The organism is Alishewanella maricola (genome assembly GCF_016343785.1).
Taxonomy (GTDB): Bacteria; Pseudomonadota; Gammaproteobacteria; order Enterobacterales; family Alteromonadaceae; genus Alishewanella; species Alishewanella maricola.
Genome location: NZ_JAEINI020000006.1, coordinates 1 through 26,124, shown reverse-complemented (window position 1 = coordinate 26,124; position 26,124 = coordinate 1). Strand labels below are relative to the sequence as shown.

The window sequence follows — 26,124 nt, the reverse complement described above, 5'->3', positions numbered from 1 at the left end:
AGTTTACCAGAGAGCCCAGTATGACGCAGCGTAACAGCGACAAACAAAAACCAGAAATTCTTGCGCAGGAAATTGTCGCTCAAAGTCGATTGTTTAAAATTGAACAATTAGAGTTACGGTTTAGCAATGGCGTAGAACGCACTTACGAAAGAATGCGTGGAAGTAATCGTGGTGCAGTAATGATTATTGCTTGCCCTGATCCCAATAACTTTTATCTGGTCCGTGAATACTCAGCAGGCACCCATGACTATCAACTTGGTTTTCCCAAAGGCTTGATTGATCCTGGTGAAGACGTGGTAACAGCGGCTAATCGTGAACTCAAAGAAGAGATTGGTTTTGGCGCGAAGCGCTTCGTGCAATTAAAATCTCTGGCTTTAGCCCCAGGCTATTTTAATGCTACAATGCACATAGTATTAGCCTTCGATTTATATGTGGAGCGTCTGGCTGGCGATGAGCCAGAGCCACTGGAGCTAGTGAGCTGGTCACGTCAGCAAACGGATTTATTGCTGCAACAGGCCGATTTTACCGAAGCACGCAGCGTAGCTGCTTTGTTGCTGGCACAACAGTATTTGGAAGCGAATCCGGATGTTTTTAAGCAAACTGCTGGAACCTGTAAAAACGACAGCCCGTGAAGCGGGCGCTATTTTGTGGGAAATGTACCAAACTGGTAATTTTACCGAACAACAAAAAAGTGACAGCAGTCCGGTCACCACCGCTGATTTGGCGGCTAATGCCCATATCATTGCACAACTATCGGCCTTAACGCCCGATATCCCGATCATCTCAGAAGAAACACATCTGGTTCCTTTAGCGCAGCGTTCTGATTGGCCACGTTATTGGTTAATTGATCCTATGGACGGTACGCAAGAATTTGTGGCTCGTAGTGGCGATTTTGCCGTGAGCATCGCTTTAGTAGAACACGGCTGGCCAGCGCTAGGGGTGATTTACTGGCCAAAAGAAGACGTTATTTATTATGCAACGCGCGGCAATGGTGCTTTTAAGCAGCAGGCAAACTTAATTAAACGCATCGCTGTACATCAACATCAAGCCGGTGAACAGCTGCGTATTGCGGTAAGTCGACGCCAACCACGACAACCGATAATTGATTTGCTCAGTGTGACACAACAGGTCGAGTATATCCCGCTAGGTAGCTGCTCTTTAAAAAGCTGTTTGGTTGCTGAAGGAAAAGCCGATTGTTATTTACGGTTAGGCCCAACCGGTGAATGGGATACGGGCGCGGTGCATGTCATCGTTGAAGAGGCCGGTGGTAAAATCCTCGACAGTCAATTTGCACCGCTGAGTTACAATCAGCGTGAAACACTGGCCAATCCGGATTTTATGGTGATAGGTCAAGCTGCGGCTTCTTGGTCAGACTTAATCCGCGCAAAAAGTACTACGCGGATCCTGTAATTAAATTACCAAATCCTGTAAGTAAACAACAGGCTGCAGCCCTTGCTGTTATTGGCTTACAGCCCGATTGCTTGTCAATAATCTCTATCTTTTATGTTTGAAAAACGCTATGCTTATCAGGTGTTTTTTGAACAAATTTCAGCCGTTTGTTCAAAACGCAACAAAATTTAAATAGTCCGCTAGAGACGCACCTTTACCTACAGTACCCTAGGAGTCAACAACATGTCCGATCTGGATCTGGGCCAATACGGCATCACGGATGTCGCGGAAGTCATTTACAACCCTTCATATGATTTACTATTCGCGGAAGAAACACGTAGTGATTTAACTGGGTATGAAAAAGGTAAACTCACAGAGTCAGGCGCCGTATCAGTTGATACGGGAATTTTTACTGGTCGTTCTCCTAAAGATAAATACATCGTTCGAGATGACACTACACGCGATACGGTTTGGTGGTCTGATCAAGGTAAAAATGACAACAAGCCTATTAGCACTGAAGTATGGACCGACTTAAAAGCGCTGGTCACCAAGCAATTATCAGGTAAGCGTTTATTTGTTGTTGATACCTACTGTGGTGCGAATGCCGATACTCGCTTAGCCGTTCGTTTTATCACTGAAGTGGCGTGGCAAGCGCATTTCGTTAAAAACATGTTTATTCGCCCAACAGACGCTGAGTTAGTGACGTACAAGCCTGATTTTATTGTGATGAATGGCGCGAAATGTACTAATCCTGATTGGCAAAAGCATGGCTTAAATTCAGAAAACTTTGTGGCTTTTAACTTAACTGAGCGTATTCAGTTAATTGGTGGCACATGGTACGGCGGCGAAATGAAAAAAGGTATGTTCTCTATGATGAACTACTTTTTACCGCTGCAAGGTATCGCTTCGATGCACTGTTCGGCCAACGTGGGTGCGGCAGGCGATGTTGCTGTCTTCTTCGGGTTATCAGGCACGGGTAAAACAACGTTATCAACTGATCCAAAACGTCAATTAATTGGTGACGATGAACACGGTTGGGATGACGCTGGTGTATTTAACTTTGAAGGCGGCTGTTACGCGAAAACGATCAACCTGTCGAAAGAGAATGAACCTGATATCTTTAATGCTATCCGTCGTGATGCCTTGTTAGAGAACGTCACGGTCTCAGCTGACGGTAAGATTGATTACAACGATGGTTCTAAAACCGAAAACACGCGTGTCTCTTATCCGATTTATCATATCGATAATATCGTGACCCCTGTATCCAAAGCGGGTCATGCGAAAAAAGTCATTTTCTTAACGGCTGATGCCTTTGGTGTGTTACCACCGGTATCAAAATTAACCAAAGAACAAGCGAAGTACCACTTCTTGTCTGGTTTTACGGCGAAACTGGCAGGCACCGAGCGTGGCATTACTGAGCCAACGCCAACCTTCTCTAGCTGTTTTGGTGCGGCTTTCTTAAGCCTACACCCAACGCAATATGCGGAAGTATTAGGTAAGCGGATGGCAGCATCAGGCGCTGAAGCTTATTTAGTGAATACCGGTTGGAATGGTTCAGGCAAGCGCATTTCGATTAAAGCGACGCGAGCTATTATCGACGCTATCCTAGATGGCAGTATCGAGAACGCGGAGTTTGTGCAATTGCCTTACTTTAATTTAGCCATGCCAAAACATTTGCACGATGTTGAAGATGGTATTTTGGATCCGCGCATGACGTATGCCAATGCGGCTGATTGGGAAGTGAAAGCTCAAGATCTGGCAAGCCGTTTTGTTAAGAACTTTGAAAAGTTTACTGACAATGCCGAAGGTAAAGCCTTAGTTGCTGCTGGCCCTCAGCTGTAATTATTGCGTGTTATTAAAAAAGCCAACCTCGTGAGGTTGGCTTTTTGCTTTGTAAGCCGCAGGTTCTGGTTTGTATTGCACAAGTCATCGCGGCTTTCTTTGTCTCATTAATCACATTGATGCAAAGTTGGCGCTATGTCACCGTTGCTGCGATTGGGAATGGCAGAAGACGATTATGACTTCGCGCGCTTGGCAATACCGTGAAAATGCGTTGGGCCGCCGGGCATCGTGGGATCCATTTGAAAGTCGATATCGATAATCTCCCAACCTTCTTCACCTAATGCATTTAAGTAAGCTTCAGCTTGCTCTACCGTTCGCCCTCTAAAAAAGCCAGTTTTTCCAGCGTTGGCAGAATCAATAATTTTATATTCCCACATAATTGTTTATCGCTCCTTTATTGCGATATCGGCTAGATTCTACATTGAGCCGTCAGCAGCTTGTTGTTGCATAAAATGTTGCTTAGACATCAGGTTAACTGTTTCGTCTAACTCAGAATAGACAATCAAAACCTCGCCTGCTTTTAGTTGCCGCCGGATAGCTTGTACCTTGACTGCTAAGGACACTTCTTGCTCACCGTAATCGGTGCCTTCGCGCAGTACAAAGCTTTCAATTAAGTTATCTAACGTGGTGGGGTCGATATCGGTATAAGAAATAATCATAGATTTAGTTGCTGTTTAATGAAGGCGGGGATCCGCTGGTTAAGCCAGAATACCGGTTTAAACGGACTGCTGCCCGTCACAAAGCCAACATGTCCACCATGTTGGCTCAGTTCGTAGTGTACACTGGCGCTTAAGTCTGTTGGTTTAGGGATCACAGCATCACTTAAAAACGGATCGTCATGGGCATGGATCACCAAGGTTGGGATTTGAATATGCCGTAAAAACGCTTTGCCACTGGCTTTTTGATAATAATCTTGCGCATCACGAAAACCATGTATTGGTGCAGTATAATGCTGATCAAACTGTTCAATGCTGCTAAAACTGCGAATTTGCTCAAGGGTTAGCGGTAAGGGAAAGTTAGCATGAGACGCCAGTTTCTGCTCGGTACTGGCTTTTAAACGGCTTAATAAATAGCGTTGGTACACCTTGCTGCTGCCGCTATTGATCCGTTTGGCACTGGCAGATAACGCTAAGGGCGGGCAAATGGCCACCGCAGCTTTAAGTAAATTCGCCCCACCTTGCTCACCACAATATTTGACTAACACATTGGCGCCGAGCGAAAAGCCGACAGCGCTGATCGGCATTAGCGGAAAGCGTTGCTGTATTTGCGTGATGACTTCGGCAAAGTCACCGGTATCACCACTATGATAAGCGCGTGGCAATTTATTAGGTTGGCCATGGCAGCCACGAAAATGCATTAACACGGCAGGCCAATTGCGCTGTTTTAGTTCTGTGAGTAAGCCTTGAATATAATGGCTATCGATATTGCCCGCTAAACCGTGTAAGAGCACCACTAAAGGCCGCGTATCCGTCGCCTTGGGTAATTCTGTCCAATTTAATTGCAGTTCATCGCCATCACTGAGGGTAAATAATTCTGCTTGGCTACTGAGCCGAGCTTTTGGGCTCAAGTACTTAGCGAAAATGGTTTGCAGGTGAGCATGCTTTAGCCACCACGGTGCTTTAAAGCTGCTGGTATAAACTGGTCTGATCTGAGCTTGCAAAAGGCGGTATCCTGGTAAACAATGAATCATTAATGATATTTAGGTGCAGCACTATGCAACGAAGACAATTTATTTTATCCGGTATCGCTATCGCTGCTGCATCAAGCCTAGGAATTGGCGTTTGGGGTTGGCAGCACAGCTTTACCCCAAACCATGCTAACCGAGATCTTGTGCTATCAGCGTTATTACCGGCTTTATTATTGGGAGCCTTACCCACAGCTGCGACTTTAGCAGAAGCGGAGCTGATACGCACTAAAACGGCCATTGCCGATTTCATCCCTTTCTTGCCGTTACGCCAGCAACAAGAATTACATCAGTTGTTTAATCTGCTTGCCCAGCGCCTAACTCAGCTGGGTTTAACTGGGCATCTTAGCCATTTAACAAGTTTATCTTTGCCACAACGTTTGAGCCTGCTAGCGGCTTGGCGTGATAGTTACTTGCAATTGTTACAGCAAGCTTATCATGGACTAAGAGAGCTGCTATATGGCGCTTACTATGGTCAACCCGAGCATTGGGCCGCGCTGCCATATCAAGCCCTGAGACTTCGCTAATGACAGTGAAACATATTGATGCCAGTACTTTAACGCACGATCAGCATTATAGTGCAGATGTAGTGATTATCGGCTCCGGTGCAGGGGGCGGCATTGCCGCCGAGCAACTTACCGCAGCCGGTTTTAAGGTGTTGTTAGTGGAGGAGGGCGCATGGTATCAGCGTGAAGATTTTGTCATGGAAGAGCGCTGGGCTTATCCGCAGCTTTATCAAGAAGGTGCGGCTCGTAAAACGCGTGACCAAGCGATCAGTATTTTACAAGGTCGTACGGTGGGAGGATCAACCACAGTCAATTGGACATCGTCATTTCGTACGCCAGCGGCCACCCTAGATTACTGGCAGCAGCAGTTTGGTTTAGCTTTTCAGGCTGAGCAAAGTTTAACGCCGTTTTTTGCTTTAGCGGAACAGCGTTTAAATATGCAGCCTTGGTCGCTGGCACCTAATGCGAACAATCAGCAGTTGCAGAGAGGTTGCACGGCATTAGGTTGGCACTCTGGTGTTATTAGTCGAAATGTGAATGGTTGCGCGAATCTTGGCTATTGTGGTTTTGGTTGCCCGATAAACGCTAAACAATCGATGTTGGTTAGCACTATTCCTGCAGCGCTGGCGCAAGGGGCAACATTACTCTCTCGTTTGTCGGTAAGGCAATTAAACTGGCAAGGAAACAAAATACACAGTCTCAGTGCATTGCCGGTTAATGCTTATTTTCAGCCGCAAAAAGGCATTAACGTCACGATCAGTGCCAAGCATTATATTGTTGCGGCGGGGGCCATAGGTTCACCGGCGTTGTTACTTCGCTCGAAGGTACCAGACCCTTCGAAACGGTTGGGTAAGCATACTTATTTACATCCGAGTGTCATTTCGGGTGCCATATTTGACGAGCGTATTGCCGGTCATCAAGGCGCGCCGCAATCTATTTATTCTGATCAGTTTGTTTGGCCACAAGATAAAGAACACATCGGTTATAAACTGGAAGTGCCCCCCGTACATCCGGTTTTAATGGCGACGAAGTTAACGGGCTTCGCCGAGCAGCATGCGCAATTAATGCAGCAATTTGACCATCTTCAAGTCACCATTGCGTTGTTACGCGACGGCTTTCACCCTGATAGCCAAGGAGGGCACGTTCAATTAGATCAATTTGATCAGCCATTGCTGGATTACCCGATCAGTGATTACCTATGGCAGGGGATGCGCAAGGCGTTGTTATCGATGGCCGAGTTACAATTCGCCGCCGGTGCCAAACAGGTTTTGCCTATCCACCATGACGCGCAAGCTTATCGTAGCTGGACAGAGGCGCGGCAAGCTATTCACAATTTAGCGTTAAAACCACTGAAACAAACCGTGGTATCCGCCCATGTGATGGGAGGATGTAATATGAGCGCAAAAGAGCAGGATGGGGTAGTTGATAGTTTTGGCCGACATTTTCAACTGGAAAACCTGTCGATATTTGATGGCTCTATTTTACCTAGCAGTTTGGGGGTTAATCCGCAACTGACTATTTACGCGTTGGTTTGGCGTAATTGTCAGCAGCTAATTCAGCAGTTAACCTAGCTTGAATTTTTAAGGGTATAGGGCTTAACTATTTTTGTTTTTAGCATCGACTTTAATCTTAAGATTAAACGGAATTGTGTTAGGCTAATTACCGATTATAGATTGTTTTATGAGCGGTTATGACTTCTCCTTTGTACACTGCGTTAAGTCACTACATCGATTTATTACTCGATGCGGTTTGTGCTGTTGATCAGCATGGATGTTTTGAGTTTTTAAGTCAGGGCGCCGAGCGTATTTTTGGTTATAAGCCAGAGGAAATGCTTGGAAAGTCAATGTTCAACTTTATTCATCCGGATGATCGGCAAAAAACCCTAGACGCAGCGCAAGCTATTAACCAAGGCCAAGTCGTTATCGACTTTGAAAACCGTTATATTCGTAAAGATGGTCAAGTGGTCTATCTGTTATGGTCGGCGCGTTGGTCTGGTGAAAAACAACAGCGAGTGGCCGTAGCGCGTGATATCACTCAATTAAAGCAGACTGAAGCACGGCAAGCGGCCATGTATGCTATTTCAGAAGCCGCTTTTACGGCCGATGATCTGTTAGCCCTCTATCAACAGTTGCAACACATTATTGCCAGTCTAATGCCTTTACGCAGTATTGTTATTGCCCGAGGTGCCAACGCCGCTGAATTGTACCTACCCTACATAAATTTAGAGCAAAATAACGCAGCTCAGCATGCTGGTGCTGAACAATTTTGTTGTGGCGTGCTGCAACAAAGCACTGCACCGCATCAGCAATTAGTACCCGATCAGCAGGGTTGGTTAGGGGTGCGATTAAAAGCGTCGGCTAAAACATTAGGTGTGCTAGCGGTACAACTGCCAACAGAGCCTGGGGCCACCGGTTTTGCCGATAGTGAACTGTTTGACTTTATTGGTCAGCATATTGCTATCGCCATCGAGCGAAAAGAATTATTGTCGCGTTTACATTACAGTGCTTTATACGATGAGCTAACCCAGCTTCCTAAACGCGAACTGTTTAAAGATCGCTGCCAACAAGCTTTAGCGGCATTGCCTCGTCATAATGGCTGTTTAGCCTTGTTCTATCTCGACTTAGACAATTTCAAACCCATCAATGATCAATTAGGTCATGCTGCGGGTGATAGCGTGTTGCAGGAAGTAGCAAAACGCATTCAACGCTGTATTCGGCATAGCGATACGGTGGCGCGTTTTGGTGGCGATGAATTTGTTATCTTGTTATCAAAGTTAGATGAGTACAACGTGGTGTTCGCTATTGCTGAGCAAATACGGCTTGCTTTAGCTAAACCGATCCTAGTTGAACAGCATGCTATTCATGTCACCACCAGTATTGGCGTTGCCTTGTATCCTAGTGGTGGCGCCAATACCGAACAACTGATGGCTACCGCTGACCAAGCGATGTATCAAGCAAAGCGACAGGGTGGCAATCGCTGGTTAGAAGCTAAGCCTAACTAAGCATGGCTGGCCAGCATTAAGCTGGCGCCAAGTTGTTTAAAGTAACTGAGCCAGTAATGGCTTAATGCTACGGTTAAAGTGGCATCTGGATAAATACCAAGCTTCGCTGCAGCACTTTTCTGCGTACCAGACACCAAAAAACTGTTCTTAAGTGGCTGGCTTTGCAGCACTGTTTCAAAAGCACGAGCGGCCATTTCTTCTGGCAAAGCCAAATAAGCACGTTGGCGGGCTTGATCCAATTGATGGCAATGTTGAAAAAACGCGCTAGGGTTTTGTTTATCTGGGCTGAGGTACAGTAACTGAAAGGCCTCTTCAAGCAACAGGGTTAAGGGATGCACTTTTAAGGGGAGGTTATCTAGCCACATACGACTGGCAAAGCGGCCTGTTGGCGCGGCCACGCTAAAGCTTTTTGCCGCAACGAAATGGTCAAAAGCATGAAACCACTCATGGGCTAAACTGCCACCACCGGCATTTTTAGCCAGTGCCAAGATACGGCCTTGAGGTTGATAAAAAGCGGCCACACCGGGTTGGCCGCCAATGCCAAACGTCAGTGCCAAACTTCCTTTTAATGAAATGACTTCTGCAGGTACCTGCAGCATTTGCTGTAAATCACAAAAGGCATCAAAGAATAAGTTGGCGGCGAGCTGTTGCTCTGCCGCGGTAACCCAGCGGCCGATATGGATACTGTTAAAACCAAATATGGCTACGAGATCGGCAAAGCTAACATCAGCGCCACTGCGATGCGGTGGGCCGTTACGATAATATTGGCGTTGAATTCGGGGAGATCCTGGCATGTCGTTAGTTTAACGACTGCTAGCACCGTGTTGCAACAAAAAAGCGGGCCACCTTGCTCGGAGAAACACAGCAGCCCGCATACCTGAAAGGTTAAGCGTATAAACTATCGAAAATACTCAAAAAGGTCGGTTGTTGGCGGATAGCCACTGGCATTTTTAAGCGGCGTGCTAAATCTTGAGCATGGATCAAACCACGAATATGATGTTGGTCACGGTCAACCACCACGCAATATTGTTCCCCGCTAGATTGCAGCGTATTGATAATATCGGCAATGGTGCAGTTTTGCAGCTGTTGATACGCCAAGGCCTTGATGCGATCTCGTGGCCGCATTAAATCGCGAATTTTTAACTCACGCCGATCTGCACCTAAAATTACCTGACGCATAATGGCTTGTTCAGATAACTGCTCAATATGGATCAAGCCAGTCAGTTCATTGCGATCATCCACTACCAGTTTTAACGGGCTGCGTTCTTGTTGCATCATCAGAAATGCATCAGCAGCAGTGGTATCACCGGCAATGATGGTCGGCTCGCTGTGTTTAAAGTCAGTAAATACGCTGGTGGCAGGTGATTGCAGCGTCGCTTGGGCGAAGTCGGCTGGTTGCATCAAATGATCGACGTTTTCTAAATTAAATAAGGCTAATTTTTTCATGATAAATACTCACACATAGAGGCACGCAGAGGCCGCGCCGAATTAATAACAGAAATAAACTATTAAAATCAGATGTGGAGTAAAGCGGGGGGAGCGCGAGCGGTATCTGGGCTGCTCGTAAATGCAATCCAGGGCGCAGAGTAACTTAGGTTTGGTGTTGATGGGTTTACGGGGCTTAAAAATTGAAGATCGACACAATTAATGTCAACTTCGTCAGGCTCTGGTTCAGCGTTATTTAGTGCTTGTGGATGGTTGAATAACTGCGGGCTAACTGCTTGAAATTGACTGTCAGCCAAAGGTGATAAACGCTGATCATGCGCATGGCTTGTTTCTGTTGTTAACAACAGACTCAAGTACAATAGTGCGATGAAAGCATTTAGCAGCGGCATTAATGACTACAGTAAAATTTTAATAAGATAAGATGATAATGATAGCTAACGCCACAAAGCACAAGTAGCTAACTAAAAAATAATTATTATCCTCTTTAATTATCGTACGGGTAAAGTGTCTGCTTTCCCTAGTGTGTTCGTTTTTTTCGCTAGCTTCTACGGCCACGAATTAATCTTATCGCTAATATCACTACTGCTAATACTAGCAAGATATATGTAAAGCAACTCATCGTAACAGAAAACACCAATCCTAAGCCCCACAAAATAATCAGTACAACAATCAAGGTTTATAACATACCGCTTTCCTATTATCGGGAGAAACCGAATTAGAATGCAGCGAAGCATTTAGTCTGTTTGTACGTTAGGCAGCATAGGCACTTAATTAGGATGCCTTGCATTAAGATAAGGTGTTTAATTTTGCTTGCATGCTTAACATATCTAGCGCCAATGCTTCGGCCACTTTAATGCCGTCGATGGCGGCTGATAAGATACCGCCAGCATAGCCTGCACCTTCGCCGGCTGGATATAAACCCTTAATATTAACGCTTTGGAAATCGGCGCCGCGTTTAATACAGATGGGCGAGGAGGTGCGCGTTTCTACTGCGGTGAGTAAACCATCCGCTTTGGCAAAGCCACGAATTTGCTGCTCAAAAGCGGGGATCGCTTCACGAATGGCAGCGGTGGCATAGTCGGGCAGTAAGCCCGCTAAATCGGTTAGTTTTATGCCCGGGGTATAAGACGGTTGTACTTCACCCAATTCAGCAGACGATTGGCCTTTTAAGAAATCGCCAATTAATTGCGCTGGCGCCCGATAATCTTCACCGCCCAGTTTAAACGCTGCTTGTTCTAACTTACGCTGCAAATCGATACCGGCCAATGGATGCCCAGGATAATCTTGCTCGGGATGAATACCGACCACGATAGCACTGTTGGCATTGCGTTCATGCCGCGAGTATTGGCTCATGCCATTGGTCACAACTCCGCCTGTTTCAGACGCCGCAGCGACCACAGTACCACCAGGACACATACAGAAACTGTAAACGGTGCGTCCGTTTTGACAATGATGCACCAGCTTATAGTCAGCCGCGCCTAAGATAGGGTGGCCTGCGCTAGGGCCCCAACGGCAGGAGTCGATCATAGATTGTTCATGCTCAATGCGAAAGCCAACTGAAAACGGCTTGGCTTCAACATACACTCCCGCATCATACAGCATTTGAAAGGTGTCACGCGCGCTGTGGCCGATAGCCAATATCAAATGCTGACACGCTAAGTAATCACCGTTATTCAGAGTGACACCCTCTAGTTGCTCATCAGTGATATGCAACTGCTCGACTCGGCTGTTAAAGCGGATCTCGCCACCTAGTGCAATAATGCTCGCACGCATTTTTTCGACCACACCCACCAGTTTGTATGTACCGATATGTGGTTTACTGACATACATAATTTCTTCGGGTGCACCTGCTGTAACAAATTCAGTTAACACTTTACGCCCGTAATGTTTCGGATCTTTGACTTGGCTATACAGTTTACCATCAGAAAAAGTACCGGCTCCGCCTTCACCATATTGCACATTCGACTCAGGGTTAAGCTCTTGACCGCGCCAAAAACCAAAAGTGTCTTTAGTGCGTTCACGTACTGCTTTGCCACGTTCCAAAATAATCGGTTTAAAGCCCATTTGTGCTAATAATAACCCCGCAAATAAACCACAAGGGCCTAAACCCACTACGATAGGGCGTGAGCTGAGTTCAGCAGGAGCCTCTGCCACAAATTTGTATTGAGTATCGGGTGTGGGTCGAACATGCGGATCTTTGCTAAAGCGCGCCAATAAAGCAGCTTCTTTTGCTACATCAATATCCAGCGTATAGGTCAGTTGGATCGCCATTTTTTTGCGAGCATCAATTCCGCGCTTAAAGACCGTGATGTGTCGCACATCAGCATCAGCCACGCCCAATTTATTGAGTACGGCAGTACGTAACTCGGCGTTTTCATCCTGATGGTGCAAAGGTATTTTAATTTCGGTTAAACGCAACATAACAATCCTGCTGATAATCGCTGAAAGTCTAAGCAAGGCAAAGTGCCAGCTAAAAAGTGTTATTTTACGTGATCTCGGCTCGGTTGTCCGTATTCGTTTGCGATTGTCTTGCGTTGCTCAGTTGTTTTTCGTGGCTGCTGCAGTATGATCAGCATCTGTTTGAGTAAGAGGGGTGTGACATGGCATTTGTGGTAGGCGAAAACTGTATCAAATGTAAATTTACAGACTGTGTGGCGGTGTGCCCAGTAGATGCTTTTTTTGAAGGGCCGAATTTGTTAGTTATTAGCCCAACCATATGTATTGATTGTGGTTTGTGTGAGCCAGAATGCCCCGCGAACGCGATTTTTCAAGAAGAGAAAGTACCGACCGAGCAGCGCGACTTTATTGCCCTAAATGCAGCATTAGCTGAGGTTTGGCCAAATATTCGCACGGTAAAAGCGGCGCCAGCCGATGCGGATGCCTGGAATGGTGTAGCCGACAAATTACAATATTTGGAAACCTAAGCAACGGGTAAATTATTCTTCAGCAGTTTCAATTTTATAAATAAAATAAACCGCATAAAAAATGCATAAACCAACAACAATGGCTAACCCTGCAAAAGAAATAAAAACTACCGGATCGTTTAGAAACTCATGCCAAATGTTCATCTGAAAACCCTCTTTGCTTGTGACAAACAAAGTGTAGTTTTGGCTATCTAGGCCAGCTGTGATCTGGATCAAGCTTTAAGACAAGCTCGCCACAAACTGTGCGCTGGCTTGACGTAGATCAATTAATTCACGCCTTAATTGCGCTGATGAAGGTACCTGTAATTGCTGCAGGTAATCACTGAGGTTATCGGCATTACGTTGGGTATGAAAGCGTAGCTGCGCCACTAACAGTTGTTGCTCTAGTTGTTCGGCCACTAATTCGGCTTGCAGCAAGCCTTGTTTTAATTGTTGCTGTTGCGCTGCGCTGAGGCCTAAACAGGCTAATTGACTACGCTGCTGGCGCAAGCCTTCGGTAATTTGGCTGTTTAATGGGGTTAACGCCTTAAGCGCTGCTGCTAGGCTAAACGAAGTCAGCTGCCAGTGTTGCTGCTCAGCTAAACTTAACGCCAACAGTACATTGATGTTGGCGTCATAGTCATTTTGCCAGCGTAAGCAAAGCGTTTTTAGCTGTGGATAAACGGCCAGGCTAAATTGCCAGAGCAGGGCACTGTCTAGGCTAAGTAACGGCTCGTCTAAGGGCTTATTGACCATTTGCTGCCCAGAAGCTACTGGTTTGTTGTTCCCATTGCTCTTGTGCCATAAACCATTGCTCTTCTACTTGGTCTTGCTCGGCACTGGCGCTGCTTTGTTTGCTAAGTAACGCGGTAAGCTGGGCTTTTTGCTCTGCATCATAAATGGCCGGATCGGCCAGTTGTTGTTCTATCTCAGCAAGTAGGGCGGCAAGTTGTTGCTGGCGTTGTTCTAATTTGTCGATTTGTTGCTTTAATGGCCGCAGTACATTACGAAGTTCAGCTTCTAAGCGTTTTGTGTCTTTGCGCTGCACCGCACTATTCCTGGTTGGTGCGTTATTATCCAATGCGGCGGCTTGGGTTTGCCGGGCATCTTGTTGCATCCACTGGTAATAGTCTTGCAAAACGCCTTCAAATGGTGCCACTTTGCCATGTGCTACCAAATAAAACTCATCGGTGGTGCTGCTCAGTAAATGCCGATCATGCGACACCACAACAATGGCCCCAGCAAAGTCTTGTAACGCCATAACGATGGCTTCGCGCATTTCTAAGTCTAAGTGGTTGGTGGGTTCATCAAGTAACAATAAGTTAGGTCGTTGATAGACTAACAGTGCCAACACTAAACGGGCTTTTTCGCCGCCAGAGAAGGGCGCACAGGCTTCTAAGGCTTTATCGCCATGAAAACCAAAGCCACCCAGAAAATCGCGGAGCTTTTGTTCGGGTACTAAGGGGTCTAACCGCACCAGATGTTGCAGCGGCGAATCTTGTGGTCTAAGCGTTTCTAGTTGATGCTGCGCAAAGTAGCCTAAGCTAACGCCATTGGCATACCACACTTCACCACTTTTCGGTGTTAGCTCGCCGGAAAGCATTTTAATCAGGGTCGATTTACCCGCACCATTGCGACCCAGTAAACCAATACGACTGCCAGGCAATAGCTGAAAATTAATATTACTTAAAATAACCTTGTCACTGTAGCCGGCTTGCACGTTTTCCATTTTCAGTAACGGATTAGGTAAGGCTTTAGGATCGCGAAAACTAAAGTTAAACGGTGAATCAATATGGGCAGGTGCCAACATGGTCATGCGTTCTAGCGCTTTGATGCGGCTTTGCGCTTGGCGTGCTTTAGTGGCTTGAGCTTTAAAACGGTCAATAAATTGTTGTAAGTGAGCAACTTGGCGTTGCTGCTTTTCAAAATTCGATTGATGTTGCGATAATTGTTCGGCTCGCTGGCGCTCAAACTGGCTGTAATTACCTTTGTACAAGGTAACGGTTTGTCGCTCAATATGCACAATGTTGTCGGTTACAGCATCAAGAAAATCGCGGTCGTGGCTGATCAGTAATAAGGTACCCGGATAATTAGTGAGGTACTTTTCTAACCAAAGCACGGCATCTAAATCAAGGTGGTTGGTCGGTTCATCCAGCAAAAGCAGATCCGCAGGTTTCATCAGTGCGCGCGCCAAGTTCATCCGCATACGCCAACCACCCGAAAAAGACTTTACGGGGTGTTGTTGGGCATCGCCACTAAAGCCTAATCCCGCTAACAGTATACCGGCTTTCGCTTCCGCTCGATAACCATCAAGCGCTTCAATTTGTTGATGTACTGCCGCTAAATCGCTTTCACTACACTGACTACGCGCTTTGATTAATAGCGGGAAAAGTTGCTCATCACCTTGCAGCACATAGTCTAGGGCGGAACAATCCAGAGCAGGGGTTTCTTGCGCTACGGTGGCGATAACCCAGCCAGCGGGCAGGTTAACGTTACCACTGTCGGCATGCAGTTTTCCGAGCAATAACGCAAACAGGCTTGATTTACCGCAGCCATTTGCACCGACAATTCCCACCTTTTGTCCTGGAAATACGGTAAGATCGGCCCCACTGAATAACGCATTAATACCGCGGCGTAATTCGACCTGCTGTAACTGGATCATGTTTTTCCTTGTAACAGTGAACTAGGTGGGCAATTTTACGCTATATCCCAGATAAGCCAAGGGCAGTTCGTGAAATTTGCCTTTTACTCTGCCTATAACCCATGAGGATCTAAATGACGCAGCGCAAAAAGAAACGCTTCATCGCTGGCGCAAGTTGCCCACAATGTAAAGCGCAAGACACCATGAGTTTATTTATCGAAAATAATGTTGAGAAGGTGGAATGCGTGGCTTGTGGGCATCAAATGACCCAACCCGAGCAGCAGATCGCAAAATCAACCCGCAGCAACGAGATGGTCATTGGTGTGTTTAAACCAGAATAAGCCGCTTACAAGGCGATTAATAATGCGGCGGTGGCGGCTCTTCTTCAGGACGTAAGATTTCACTGTCTTGCGGTAATTGCTGTAGTTTCTCTGCCAGAGTTAAAATTTGGCGTTGCAATTGATCAATACGTTTTTGATGCGCTAATAATTCTTCGTGTAAGCAGTTAACGGTATCTTCTTGAAAAGCAATTTTGCTCTCCAGTTCAATCAGATGTAACTGAATATCTATAGGTTCACTACTCATTGGTTATTTTCCATACTTCGGCTAAGCCACTGGAGCTTTCGCTAATTATACGCTGTGCATCAAGAAAAGCGACTGCATGCACAACGGCACTTTCTGGTCGGCTGCCAACGCGTGGAGAAACCCGCCAGCGTTGGATCTCGCGACCGGTTTTGACCTCCCATAACACGAGGTTACGTGTTGGCGCGCCGGTTAATAAAAAACGCCCATCAGCGCTAAATCGAACGGCACTGAATACTTGCTGCCTTGTAAGCATTTGCAATTGGCTGACAAGTTGTCCTGTTTGTATATGCCAAATTTGCGCTAAATGTTGGCTATCGGCAGTAAAGGCGAAACGCCCTTGTGGATCCAAGGCGACTTTAGTTACTCGACTGGGATGCGTGAAACTATATCGAATTTGCGCGGTCTGAGTGTCCCACAAGTAGGCATTGTAATCATTGCTACCCGTTAAGGCATAACGACCGTTTGGTGACATGGCCACGCTATTGATGCGTTCGGTATGACCGATAAAATCTAAGCGACGGCCACTGCTCAGCGTAATGTGTTGCACGGTATTATCGCTTTTGCCAATCAGAAGATGGGCGCCATTGTTCGAAATAGCAATATCGCGAATGCTGTGTTGGTCGGTTTGCCAATATCCAACATTTTGACCATCTGCCGTGCGCCAAAGCGCAAAAGTGTGTTGATCTGCCGTCAATACGTGGCTGTTATCTTCACTTAGTGCCAAATTAAGCACTAAATTGTCACTGGCTTCTTCATGTCGCCATTGATACTTTAAGGCGTTTTGCTGTAGATCCCAAAACGAAATGCCGTCTTGTACGGATGAGACCACCGCATATTTGCCATCTGAAGACAGTGCTGCGGCATAGCTTACGTTGGCAACATGAGGCCATTGCTCCACAGGGGTCGTTTCTACCTTGCTGCAGGCACTGAGTAATAAACTAAGGAAAAGCACAGGATATTTCATCTTAGGTGTTAACCTCATCCAAACAAAGCGTTAGTATAGCGGGGCGAATAGTCCCTTATTAAATCATATTTTAGCAATTGCACTGCTAAACTTTGGAGAAAAGAATGCGCGTTAAAACTAAACTGACTCTGGTTGCTGTAGCGTTGTTAACGCTGAGCGCTTGTAACAAAGAAGAAAAAGCTGAAGTGGCTCCAGTAATGGAAACAGAACAAGCAAAACAAGCTTATAGCTTAGGCGTATCTGCGGGCCGTTATTTACAAAGCACCGTAGATGAATACAGCAAAATTGCTATTCCATTAGACTCTGCGTTAATTTTACGTGGCGTGCAAGATGGTATGGCCGGTAAATCTGAAGTATCGGAAGAAGATATCCAAGCGCTATTAACCGCGTTAGATGAAACGTACCGTGCAGAGCAGGCGAAAATTGCTGAAGCTTCAGCCGCATCAGCGAAAGCCGCAGGTGATGCCTTCTTAGCTGAAAATGCCAAGAAAGAAGGCGTGATGGTAACTGAATCAGGTTTACAGTATGAAGTGATACAAGCTGCTGATGGCGCTAAACCTGTTGCAACTGACACCGTAAAAGTACACTACACCGGTACTTTAACCGACGGTACAGTTTTTGACAGCTCAGTAGAGCGTGGCGAGCCAATTGAGTTCCCATTGAATCGCGTTATTCCAGGTTGGACTGAAGGCGTGCAGTTAATGAATGTAGGCTCTAAGTTCCGTTTCACTATTCCGTCAGAATTAGCTTACGGCGAACGTGATATGGGCACTATTGCACCACATAGCGTATTAGTATTCGAAGTAGAATTATTGGATATCGTTAAAGCCCAGTAAGTAGCCCAATAGCAGAAAAAGCGGCTTAAAGCCGCTTTTTTTATGGTCTTCAAACTGCGGTGGTATTATCCGCGTGTCTAATATAAAGCGTTTCAATCAGTTTATCTTCTAGCTCAAAGCGCTCTTCTAAAGCTTGGCCTAAAGCCGACAATTCGATATCAAAACTGCCACTGTTACGTGTGCTTAGATGCTCGGCATATTTATCGTTAAACTCTAACGATAAGTCAGTAGAAACGGCAATCTTTGGATATAAGCTATCTGCTAGTCTACGGCTGTCGGTACCATTAACGGCACATTGTGTAACAATTCGTTCGTAAACCTCAAAGTGACCCGCCGATAAGTAGTCCATCAATAGTTGACAAAACTCTCTAATTTTTTCTTGTGAAGGCATGGTATGACGATCTTTTTCAAAAGGTGGCAAACCAGCTAAGCGGCAATAGCAAACAATAATTTGCTGTCTTTCTGCTAGCCAATTATCGATGGCTGTTAGGCTACCGCCCCACTTTTGTTGTGCTTGCTGTACGCGGGTGTACATTAGCTTCTCCTTAGGTGCAGTTACGTTTCTGCATTAATGCCAAATTAAAAGAATTTCATAGCAAAGATCAACCGTTTTTTTATTGGTCTGCTCAGTAACTACCAGTATGATAGCTGCAACATAGCATAGTAGCGCGCGGAATAACCCACTAATGATCAAACACAGTGTTGTATTATCAGCAAAAGAGCAAGCATATTGGTTCATTGTGAACCAAGGCCGGGTATTTTTATCAGCTGAGGGTACATTGCCTTTTGGAAGTCAAAGTCACTTACCGATAGCAAGCCAAGGTACACAGATTTGTTGGATCGGCGAATATCAGCAACATCCCTGTTATTTAATGGTGTTTGATGATCAGGCAACCGATGAAACGCAGTGGCATTCAGCTCGCGTTTTTTTAACGCATGGTGAGGCATTATTTCAATTAGCGGCCAGAGCCACGCAAGTCGCACTGTTTTTACAAACACATCGCTTTTGCGGGCAATGTGGTAGCGCCATGCATTTGGTCAATTGGGAATTAGCCAGCTTATGTCATAAGTGTGGTCATCGCTGTTATCCTCGGATCGCACCTTGTGTATTAGTGGCGATCGTCAATGATGGCAAAATCTTGCTGGCGCGTTCTAGTCGGCATAAAGCCGGTTTTTTTTCGGTGCTAGCCGGTTTTGTTGAGTCAGCCGAAACCTTAGAGCAAGCCGCTATACGTGAAGTAAAAGAAGAAGTGGGCGTTGATATTACGGATTTGCAGTATGTGGGGAGTCAGCCTTGGCCATTTCCGCATTCTTTGATGACTGGTTTTTTAGCCCAGTACGCTGGCGGAGAGATTGTTTGTCAACCGCATGAAATTGAAGAGGCGTATTGGTGTGAGTTGGATAAGTTGCCACAAACGCCAGGTATTGAAACCTTATCAGGACAACTCATTGCTTTAGCACAGCAGCGTTATGGCAGAAAATAAAAAAGCCACAAAATGTGGCTTCAATGGGGAAAGCATGGTCTCGTATAATCGAGCTTCGTATTTGTTGTTTCTTGACTAGCGCAGGGATTTTATAGCAGATAGCGAGCAGCGATACAAGCCCATATGACAAAATAATGAACCTTAGCTGAATATATCGTGAATTTTAGTACGGCCTTAACGCAGCAATTCCGGCCAGAGCATAGAGCTTCGGGCGCTTAGCTGTTAAAATATCGCAACTATTAGCACAGCGGAAAAGTTATGCAATTAAAAAATGATCGTTACCTAAGAGCGCTTATGCGTCAACCTGTCGACCAAACGCCTATTTGGATGATGCGCCAAGCCGGCCGTTATCTACCTGAATATCGCGCCACGCGAAGCGTAGCAGGTGACTTTATGTCGCTGTGCAAAAACCCAGAACTGGCTTGTGAAGTGACGATGCAGCCATTACGCCGTTACCCCTTAGATGCGGCTATTTTGTTCAGTGATATTTTAACGATCCCAGATGCGATGGGTTTAGGATTAACGTTTGGTGTCGGTGAAGGCCCTCGTTTTAGTAAACCGATCCGTGACTTTATGGACGTGGTGCATTTACCTATTCCTGATCCTGAGCAAGAGTTGCGTTATGTGATGGATGCCGTTCGTACTATTCGTCGCGAACTGAACGGCAGTGTGCCCTTGATTGGTTTTTCAGGTAGCCCATGGACTTTGGCAACCTACATGGTTGAAGGCAGTGGTAGCAAGACGTTTAGCATCATTAAAAAGATGATGTACAGCGAGCCAGAGATCCTGCACATGTTATTGGATAAGCTGGCGCAAAGTGTCATTTTATACCTGAATGCGCAAATTGCTGCAGGTGCGCAAGCACTGATGATTTTTGATACCTGGGGTGGAATATTAACACCACGCGATTACAAAGAGTTTTCATTAAGCTATATGCAAACGATCGTCAATGGCCTAACAAGAGAAGCTGACGGTCGTAAAGTGCCCGTCACCTTGTTCACCAAAAACGGTGGTCAATGGCTTGAGACCATGGCAGCAACCGGTTGTGACGGTTTAGGTTTAGATTGGACCACGGATATTGGTCAGGCTCGTGCGCGAGTCGGTGATAAGGTTGCGCTACAGGGTAATATGGATCCTTCTGTTCTGTTAGGTAGCCCAGAGCGGATTCGGCAAGAAGTGCAAGCCATTCTAGACAGCTATGGTCAAGGCACTGGACATGTGTTTAATCTGGGGCATGGAATTACCCCAGACGTGAATCCTGAACATGCCGGTATTTTTATCGAAGCTGTACAAGATTTAAGCCGTACTTACCATCTGCAAACAGAGTAGCCATTAGCGTAAGTAAAAAAAGCAGCACGGGTGCTGCTTTTTTCGTTTAGAACAACCGGTTTAAACCGTTGAGTGCGGCTACCCGATAGGCTTCTGCCATGGTCGGATAGTTAAAGGTCGTATGCACAAAGTAATTGAGGTTATTACCGCCATTTTTTTGCATCATAATAGCTTGGCCGATGTGCACAATTTCTGCTGCCCGCTCGCCAAAACAATGGATCCCTAAGATTTCCAACGTATCACGATGAAATAACAGTTTCAGGCTACCGACATTGGTATTAGCAATTTGCGCCCGTGCCAAGTGTTTGAATTGAGCTCTGCCCACCTCGTACGGAATTTTCGCCGCCGTTAACTCTTGCTCGGTTTTACCGACTGAAGACATCTCAGGGATGGTGTAAATACCTGCAGGGATATCCGCAATCAAATGCCCATCTAAGTTACCTTTCACAATAGCTTCACCGGCTAAACGACCTTGGTCGTAGGCAGCACTGGCTAGACTTGGGTAACCAATGACATCGCCGACGGCATAAATATTGTCGATACTGGTTTGATATTGTTTAGTGACTTTTAGTAAGCCACGGCTATCTGCTTCTAACCCCACATTCTTTAATGACAGCGTATCGGTATTCCCAGTACGGCCATTAGCAAATAGGAAACAGTCGGCTTTCATCTTTTTGCCCGATTGTAAATGCAAGATAACGCCATCATCGGTGCCTTCGATATGAGAAAACTCTTCACCGTGGCGGATGGTCATGCCTGAATTCCAGAAATGGTAACTGAGAGAATCAGATATTTCGGCATCCATAAAAGATAACAAACGGTCACGGGTATTCACCAAATCGACACGCACGCCAAGGCCGCGGAAAATGGAGGCATATTCACAACCGATCACACCAGCACCAAAGATAATGATATGCCGTGGATCATGCTGTAACGATAAGATAGTGTCGCTGTCATAAATACGCGGATGACTAAAATCAACATGCGGTGGTCGATAAGGGCGTGAACCACAAGCAATAACAATCGTTTCTGCGCTAATCACATAGTGACTACCGTCAGTTTGAGTGATTTGAATATGGTGGTTATCAATAAAGTTCGCTTCGCCTTGATGCATTTTGACCATGTTGCGATCATAAAAGCCCGCACGCAGTCTTACTTGTTTCCGGATCACGCCAGCGGCATGTTTCAGAATTTGCGAAAATGTCAGGTTTTTTACCTGCTCTTCCATTTGGAACAGTGGGTTTTCATTAAACTCAATCAGTCGGCTAACCGAATGGCGCAATGCTTTAGAGGGGATAGTGCCCCAGTGGGTACAGCCGCCGCCTACTGAAGAGTAACGCTCGATTGCAGCCACCGATTTACCACTTTTGGCTAAATACATGGCGGCACCTTCACCGCCAGGCCCTGTGCCAATTACAATGGCATCATAGTCATATTTAGGTTTTTTATCTGCCGATTTTGCTGTCACTAGCTGAATTCTCACACTGTTTTACTGTACAAATTAGCATAACAGGTATCAGAGACAAAAAAAGAGGCAAAGCCTCTTTTTTAAATGTCAGCGGGTTGAACCCTTATTGAAATGCCGCAGTTAAACGTTGCCAATGATTTTGTTGCTGCTGCAAATGTTCTTTTAATTCTTGATAACGTTGGGCAAACTCTGATGCATTATATTGGTTAACCAAAGCAGCACGACGTTGTTGCAGAAAGTCTTTTTTCAGCTGATAGTAAGCTTGCAACTTAACCATTAACAGTTGGTATTCCTGTTCGAGTAATTGCAATAGTTGTTCTGAGTTCGGCAGTAACATGGCTTTTTGTTGTGCGCGTTTTAATTGCATTTTCGCAACAGCTTGAGCGATACGATCTTCGGGCACGGTGCGTAAATTCCAAGTTAACTTTAACCATGAACAGCTTTTGATCAGCCATTTAGTCGGATCAAACTGCCACCAACGAATACCGTTACGATAATCATATTCAAAAATGTGGTGATAGTTATGATAACCCTCACCGTAAGTTAATAAGGCAAGAATGCCATTATCACGTGCGCTGTTTTGATCGGTATAAGTTTGCTTACCCCAGATGTGCGCTAGCGAGTTAATAAAGAAAGTAAAATGATGACTTAATACTAAACGTAACACCCCCACGCTTAATAACATGCCCCACATATTACCAAAAATAAAACCCAATAAAACGGGCACACCAATATTAGTAAGTAAGGCTAATGATAAATAGTGCTTATGTTGAAAAGCTAAGATTGGGTTTTTCTGCAGATCGCGAACATTATTATAGTTGTTATAAGTGTCGCCTTGATAATCACGTAGCATCCAACCGATATGACTGTACCAAAAGCCTTTGCCTGCCGAGTAGGGATCTTTGTCATTATCATCAACATGCCGGTGATGATCTCGATGATCTGACGCCCAATGGATCACACTGTTTTGCAGAGCAAATGCGCCACCGATAGCAAAAATCCATTGCAAAATAGGATGTGCATCATAGGTTTTATGCGACCATAAACGGTGATAGCCAGCAGTAATAGCAATACCACAATAACCCATACATAAGATCATGGCGATAATTTCTACTGCCGTAAAGCCAATAGTCAAGGCATAATAGGGAGCCGCGACAGCGGCAACTAAGAAACTAGAACTAAATAACAGTACATTAGTCCAGATAATTGGATTTTTTTTCATGGGACCACACTTTGAGCTTACAACTGTTCGCTAATTTACCGAGCAGCTGCGGGTAGGTCAAGGTAAATCGGTTCTATTACACCAAGATTGGGATGTATCGTGAGCAGAGCAGAACAAAAAGAACGAACCCGCCAAGCCATCATTAATGCGGCGTTTTCACAGTTAAGTGCGGAAAAAAGTTTCGCGAGTTTAAGTTTACGTGAAGTGGCGCGTGAAGCCGGAATTGCACCCACATCTTTTTATCGGCATTTTTCAGATATGGATGAATTAGGGCTAACTCTGGTAGATGAAGCGGGTTTAATGCTCAGGCAACTCATGCGCCAAGCACGGCTTCGCATTGAGAATAATGGCAGTGTTATTAGTACTTCAGTTGAAACCTTTATGGAGTTTGTGACTGAAAACAGTAACGTATTTCGTTTATTACTGCGTGAGCGTTCTGGTACCTCGGCGGCATTTCGGGCAGCGGTAGCACGAGAGATCCAACACTTTTCCGCTGAGTTAGCGCATTATCTTCGTAAGCAAACCGAATGTACGGTTGAGCAAGCACAGTTACAGGCCGATGCCATGGTGACATTAGTGTTCCATACTGGCGCAGATGCCTTAGATGCACCAACCGAACAATGTCGGCAGTTAACACGACGCACCATTTTGCAATTACGCTGGCTGGCGCATGGCGCAGCCAGTTATGGTCGAAAACCAACGGACTAGCGTGGCAACCGTTTTAACCACACTCCGGTTTCAATATGATGGGTATAAGGGAACTGATCAAACATCGCTACTTTTTGTAATTGATGGGTCTTTTGTAAAAAGGCGAGATTATCGGCCAGTGTCTCAGGGTTACATGAGATATATAGGATATCGTCAAAACGACTGACTAACGCTAAGGTGGCAGGATCTAAGCCCGCGCGTGGTGGATCAACTAATACCGTATTCAACGCTAAATTTTTCAAATCTAACTGTTTTAGGGTTGTCCCTTCAGCTAAGGCAGCTGCAACATCTTCGGCCGACATTTGCAGCACTTGTAGATTGTCGATCTTATTCAGCGCAATATTAAATTCGGCTGACTTAATAGAACTTCGAGCCAACTCGGTAGCAACCACTTGATTAAAATGTCGAGCAAGAGCCAAAGAAAAATTGCCATTACCACAATACAGTTCGAGTAAATCACCGTTCAGTTCTGCAGCAACACTCGCAGCCCATTGCAACATCTGTTGGTTAACACCGGCATTAGGTTGCGTAAAGCTCCCCTCGACTTGTTGATAATGCAAAGGTTGCTGGTCGACATTAAAAGTCTCGGTAACGTAATCTTCGCTGAGTACCACTTTTTGTTTACGCGAACGGCCAATGACTTTGATCTTATAATCAGTCGACAAGCTAGCGACTAATTGTTCCGCAGCTAATTGCCATGTTTCATCTAGCTTTCTTTTATAAATCAGGCTCACGAGTAATTCACCCGTAGACGTCGCTAAATAATCGGCCTGATAAAGTTTATATCGTAATTCATGGTTAAATTGGATCTGCTTTAATAGTACTGGCATAAAGTTAGCTATTAGCGTGCAGGCAACAGGGAAGTAATCAATTCTGACGGGCTGGCGCGTTTCTGGATCAAACATCGCATGATAGATGTCATCGCCATTGTGCCAAATACGAAACTCTGCGCGTTGCCGAAAATGACTGGCAGCAGATCGAAATAACTGTAAAGGGGCAGTGTCATCGAGTTGCAATAACTGAGTAAGGCGTTCTGCCTTTTCAGTTAATTGTGTTTCATATAAAGCGGGGAATACTTGACCTATCGACATGAGACTCTCTATTGCTAGCATTTAAACAGACATTTTACGTGTTTTTACTAGCAGAGCCAATGCGCAACAAGCAAACCTGGCACCGAACATCATTATTTAAAAGGGCCAGGTCAACTTTAAAAAGATTACTCAGCAGCTTGGTTTTCATCATCCTGACGATCACGGGCTTCACGAACTTTTAATGTGCGTTCTTGAAATTCGAAATCATTTAATTTGCCAATCATGTTGTTCGCATCGGTAGCCGCAACTTCAACAAAGCCAAAACCACGACGGCGACCAGTTTGACGATCTTTCATCAATCGCACATTTATAACCGTACCAAAACGGCCAAATAATTCCTTAACTGCATCTTCATTAGCACGGTAAGGTAAGTTACCTACATATAACGTGGCGGTATCGCCTTGAAAGCCTTCAGTCGAAACGGGATTGTTGACTGCCTTAAATTGTGCGGTTGGTTTTTTAACATCAACTAAGATAGGGACTAAGATACCGCATGTTAGTACGCCAGCGATAAAAGTCAAAGCAGTAGACATAGATGAAACTAAATAGAAAAGGACAAAGGCGATAACAGCGAGGGCCAAAGTATAAGGTAAGGTGTTTCTTAAAGTGGGTGACATAGTAAATTCCTGCAGATAAATGAAAAAAGGATTCTTGTAATAAAAAGCATAGACATCTTAACGATTATTTTATGAACAGCCAACAGAAATAATGCATCTAATGCCTTACTATTTGGTACAAAAATAATCAAAATGAGCTTTTATTGAGCTCTTAACATTAAACGAGCTATTTTTTACAAAAAAGCACTTGCAGGATATTTAAAAGGTCCTATAATGCGCGCCATGCCACGGGGGATGCGGCGAACGAGAGTTCAGCGAAACCTGAGGTGATAAAACGAAGTTGCAAAAATCTTTAAAAAAGACGCTTGACAGCAGAGTTTAAATCACTAAAATGGCCGCCTCGCTTCAGGATGCTGATGAAAGCCTCAAAAAGCGAAGTGAAGTAAAAGAGTCTGGTGTGATGATAAG

Annotated in this window: 29 protein-coding genes; 12 read left to right on the top strand and 17 right to left on the bottom strand. The window is 45.3% G+C overall.

What is annotated here, in order from left to right:
- The first annotated feature begins 20 nt into the window (after window positions 1–20).
- The 3 genes from nudE to pckA all read left to right on the top strand — a co-directional run bounded on the left by nudE (window position 21) and on the right by pckA (window position 3,231).
- A complete protein-coding gene (gene nudE, locus JAO78_RS10500) occupies window positions 21–632 on the top strand; it encodes an ADP compounds hydrolase NudE (protein WP_226751308.1) in 612 nt (203 codons plus the stop codon).
- Window positions 586–1,410: a 3'(2'),5'-bisphosphate nucleotidase CysQ gene (gene cysQ, locus JAO78_RS10495; RefSeq protein ID WP_226751307.1), complete on the top strand. Its 825-nt coding sequence runs from the start codon at window positions 586–588 to the stop codon at window positions 1,408–1,410. Before nudE ends, cysQ begins: the two co-directional genes overlap by 47 nt.
- A 222-nt stretch (window positions 1,411–1,632) precedes the next feature.
- The gene (gene pckA / locus JAO78_RS10490; RefSeq protein WP_226751306.1) at window positions 1,633–3,231 is read left to right on the top strand and encodes a phosphoenolpyruvate carboxykinase (ATP); all 1,599 of its coding nucleotides are present in this window, start codon (window positions 1,633–1,635) and stop codon (window positions 3,229–3,231) included.
- A 173-nt stretch (window positions 3,232–3,404) separates the two neighbouring features.
- Here pckA and JAO78_RS10485 read toward each other — a convergent pair whose 3' ends face one another.
- The 3 genes from JAO78_RS10485 to JAO78_RS10475 are packed head-to-tail and all read right to left on the bottom strand — an operon-like array spanning window position 3,405 to window position 4,891.
- Window positions 3,405–3,608 (bottom strand): DUF4177 domain-containing protein, encoded by a 204-nt coding sequence (locus JAO78_RS10485; RefSeq protein ID WP_226751305.1) that lies wholly within the window; start codon window positions 3,606–3,608, stop codon window positions 3,405–3,407.
- 39 nt (window positions 3,609–3,647) lie between these two features.
- On the bottom strand, window positions 3,648–3,890 hold the full coding sequence (locus tag JAO78_RS10480; RefSeq protein WP_226751304.1) for a YheU family protein: 243 nt from the start codon (window positions 3,888–3,890) through the stop codon (window positions 3,648–3,650).
- On the bottom strand, window positions 3,887–4,891 hold the full coding sequence (locus JAO78_RS10475; RefSeq protein ID WP_226751303.1) for a hydrolase: 1,005 nt from the start codon (window positions 4,889–4,891) through the stop codon (window positions 3,887–3,889). The genes JAO78_RS10480 and JAO78_RS10475 overlap by 4 nt, the downstream gene beginning before the upstream one ends.
- Before the next feature lie 53 nt (window positions 4,892–4,944).
- On the opposite strand from JAO78_RS10475, the gene JAO78_RS10470 reads away from it, so the two are divergent.
- The 3 genes from JAO78_RS10470 to JAO78_RS10460 all read left to right on the top strand — a co-directional run bounded on the left by JAO78_RS10470 (window position 4,945) and on the right by JAO78_RS10460 (window position 8,422).
- Complete coding sequence (locus tag JAO78_RS10470; RefSeq protein ID WP_226751302.1) at window positions 4,945–5,442, top strand: hypothetical protein; 498 nt, start codon at window positions 4,945–4,947, stop codon at window positions 5,440–5,442.
- Window positions 5,442–6,992 carry a GMC family oxidoreductase gene (locus JAO78_RS10465; RefSeq protein WP_226751301.1) on the top strand — a complete coding sequence of 517 codons (1,551 nt, stop codon included), beginning with the start codon at window positions 5,442–5,444 and terminating at the stop codon, window positions 6,990–6,992. The genes JAO78_RS10470 and JAO78_RS10465 overlap by 1 nt, the downstream gene beginning before the upstream one ends.
- Before the next feature lie 119 nt (window positions 6,993–7,111).
- Window positions 7,112–8,422, top strand: coding sequence for a diguanylate cyclase domain-containing protein (locus tag JAO78_RS10460; protein ID WP_226751300.1), 1,311 nt, complete (start codon window positions 7,112–7,114; stop codon window positions 8,420–8,422).
- On the opposite strand, the gene JAO78_RS10455 is transcribed toward JAO78_RS10460, so the two are convergent.
- From JAO78_RS10455 to JAO78_RS10440, 4 genes are all read right to left on the bottom strand, one after another.
- Window positions 8,419–9,216: a CLCA_X family protein gene (locus JAO78_RS10455; protein WP_226751299.1), complete on the bottom strand. Its 798-nt coding sequence runs from the start codon at window positions 9,214–9,216 to the stop codon at window positions 8,419–8,421. The two genes, JAO78_RS10460 and JAO78_RS10455, sit on opposite strands and share 4 nt — an antisense overlap.
- Before the next feature lie 91 nt (window positions 9,217–9,307).
- Window positions 9,308–9,868, bottom strand: coding sequence for a CBS domain-containing protein (locus tag JAO78_RS10450; RefSeq protein WP_226751298.1), 561 nt, complete (start codon window positions 9,866–9,868; stop codon window positions 9,308–9,310).
- A 538-nt stretch (window positions 9,869–10,406) separates the two neighbouring features.
- Window positions 10,407–10,541: a lmo0937 family membrane protein gene (locus tag JAO78_RS16865; RefSeq protein ID WP_226751297.1), complete on the bottom strand. Its 135-nt coding sequence runs from the start codon at window positions 10,539–10,541 to the stop codon at window positions 10,407–10,409.
- Window positions 10,542–10,654: 113 nt separating this feature from the next.
- Window positions 10,655–12,289 (bottom strand): NAD(P)/FAD-dependent oxidoreductase, encoded by a 1,635-nt coding sequence (locus JAO78_RS10440; protein ID WP_226751296.1) that lies wholly within the window; start codon window positions 12,287–12,289, stop codon window positions 10,655–10,657.
- A 179-nt stretch (window positions 12,290–12,468) separates the two neighbouring features.
- On the opposite strand from JAO78_RS10440, the gene fdxA reads away from it, so the two are divergent.
- Window positions 12,469–12,792 (top strand): ferredoxin FdxA, encoded by a 324-nt coding sequence (fdxA, locus tag JAO78_RS10435; RefSeq protein ID WP_226751295.1) that lies wholly within the window; start codon window positions 12,469–12,471, stop codon window positions 12,790–12,792.
- A 12-nt stretch (window positions 12,793–12,804) separates the two neighbouring features.
- Here the strand turns inward: fdxA and JAO78_RS10430 are convergent, their stop codons facing one another.
- From JAO78_RS10430 to JAO78_RS10420, 3 genes are all read right to left on the bottom strand, one after another.
- Window positions 12,805–12,936, bottom strand: a complete 132-nt coding sequence (locus tag JAO78_RS10430; RefSeq protein WP_226751294.1) for a DUF3149 domain-containing protein — start codon at window positions 12,934–12,936, stop codon at window positions 12,805–12,807.
- Between the two features lie 75 nt (window positions 12,937–13,011).
- Window positions 13,012–13,527 carry a DUF2390 domain-containing protein gene (locus JAO78_RS10425; protein WP_226751293.1) on the bottom strand — a complete coding sequence of 172 codons (516 nt, stop codon included), beginning with the start codon at window positions 13,525–13,527 and terminating at the stop codon, window positions 13,012–13,014.
- Window positions 13,517–15,433, bottom strand: a complete 1,917-nt coding sequence (locus tag JAO78_RS10420; protein WP_226751292.1) for an ATP-binding cassette domain-containing protein — start codon at window positions 15,431–15,433, stop codon at window positions 13,517–13,519. Before JAO78_RS10420 ends, JAO78_RS10425 begins: the two co-directional genes overlap by 11 nt.
- Window positions 15,434–15,546: 113 nt before the next feature.
- Between JAO78_RS10420 and JAO78_RS10415 the strand changes: the two genes are divergently transcribed.
- Complete coding sequence (locus JAO78_RS10415; protein WP_226751291.1) at window positions 15,547–15,753, top strand: YheV family putative zinc ribbon protein; 207 nt, start codon at window positions 15,547–15,549, stop codon at window positions 15,751–15,753.
- A gap of 16 nt (window positions 15,754–15,769) precedes the next feature.
- On the opposite strand, the gene JAO78_RS10410 is transcribed toward JAO78_RS10415, so the two are convergent.
- Window positions 15,770–15,997 carry a SlyX family protein gene (locus tag JAO78_RS10410; protein WP_226751290.1) on the bottom strand — a complete coding sequence of 76 codons (228 nt, stop codon included), beginning with the start codon at window positions 15,995–15,997 and terminating at the stop codon, window positions 15,770–15,772.
- The gene (locus JAO78_RS10405) at window positions 15,990–16,961 is read right to left on the bottom strand and encodes a WD40 repeat domain-containing protein (protein WP_226751289.1); all 972 of its coding nucleotides are present in this window, start codon (window positions 16,959–16,961) and stop codon (window positions 15,990–15,992) included. Before JAO78_RS10405 ends, JAO78_RS10410 begins: the two co-directional genes overlap by 8 nt.
- Before the next feature lie 104 nt (window positions 16,962–17,065).
- On the opposite strand from JAO78_RS10405, the gene bamJ reads away from it, so the two are divergent.
- Window positions 17,066–17,797 carry a BamJ family beta-barrel-assembly machinery protein gene (bamJ, locus tag JAO78_RS10400; RefSeq protein ID WP_304504385.1) on the top strand — a complete coding sequence of 244 codons (732 nt, stop codon included), beginning with the start codon at window positions 17,066–17,068 and terminating at the stop codon, window positions 17,795–17,797.
- Window positions 17,798–17,846: 49 nt separating this feature from the next.
- On the opposite strand, the gene rsd is transcribed toward bamJ, so the two are convergent.
- Window positions 17,847–18,332, bottom strand: a complete 486-nt coding sequence (rsd, locus tag JAO78_RS10395) for a sigma D regulator (protein ID WP_226751288.1) — start codon at window positions 18,330–18,332, stop codon at window positions 17,847–17,849.
- A gap of 151 nt (window positions 18,333–18,483) precedes the next feature.
- Here rsd and nudC point away from each other — a divergent pair, with 151 nt between their 5' ends.
- Window positions 18,484–19,281, top strand: a complete 798-nt coding sequence (gene nudC, locus JAO78_RS10390; protein ID WP_226751287.1) for an NAD(+) diphosphatase — start codon at window positions 18,484–18,486, stop codon at window positions 19,279–19,281.
- Window positions 19,282–19,539: 258 nt separating this feature from the next.
- Window positions 19,540–20,610, top strand: a complete 1,071-nt coding sequence (hemE, locus tag JAO78_RS10385; RefSeq protein WP_226751286.1) for a uroporphyrinogen decarboxylase — start codon at window positions 19,540–19,542, stop codon at window positions 20,608–20,610.
- A gap of 46 nt (window positions 20,611–20,656) precedes the next feature.
- Here hemE and sthA read toward each other — a convergent pair whose 3' ends face one another.
- Together sthA and JAO78_RS10375 are read right to left on the bottom strand one after the other, a co-directional pair.
- Entirely contained in the window at window positions 20,657–22,078 is a 1,422-nt protein-coding gene (sthA, locus tag JAO78_RS10380; protein ID WP_226751442.1) for a Si-specific NAD(P)(+) transhydrogenase, read from the bottom strand.
- Window positions 22,079–22,181: 103 nt separating this feature from the next.
- Complete coding sequence (locus JAO78_RS10375) at window positions 22,182–23,300, bottom strand: acyl-CoA desaturase (protein WP_226751285.1); 1,119 nt, start codon at window positions 23,298–23,300, stop codon at window positions 22,182–22,184.
- A 99-nt stretch (window positions 23,301–23,399) separates the two neighbouring features.
- Here JAO78_RS10375 and fabR point away from each other — a divergent pair, with 99 nt between their 5' ends.
- Window positions 23,400–24,008, top strand: a complete 609-nt coding sequence (gene fabR, locus JAO78_RS10370; RefSeq protein ID WP_226751284.1) for an HTH-type transcriptional repressor FabR — start codon at window positions 23,400–23,402, stop codon at window positions 24,006–24,008.
- On the opposite strand, the gene trmA is transcribed toward fabR, so the two are convergent.
- Window positions 24,005–25,099, bottom strand: coding sequence for a tRNA (uridine(54)-C5)-methyltransferase TrmA (gene trmA / locus JAO78_RS10365; RefSeq protein ID WP_226751283.1), 1,095 nt, complete (start codon window positions 25,097–25,099; stop codon window positions 24,005–24,007). The genes fabR and trmA overlap by 4 nt on opposite strands.
- A gap of 125 nt (window positions 25,100–25,224) precedes the next feature.
- On the bottom strand, window positions 25,225–25,716 hold the full coding sequence (locus JAO78_RS10360) for an RNA recognition motif domain-containing protein (protein WP_226751282.1): 492 nt from the start codon (window positions 25,714–25,716) through the stop codon (window positions 25,225–25,227).
- Window positions 25,717–26,124: the final 408 nt, after the last annotated feature.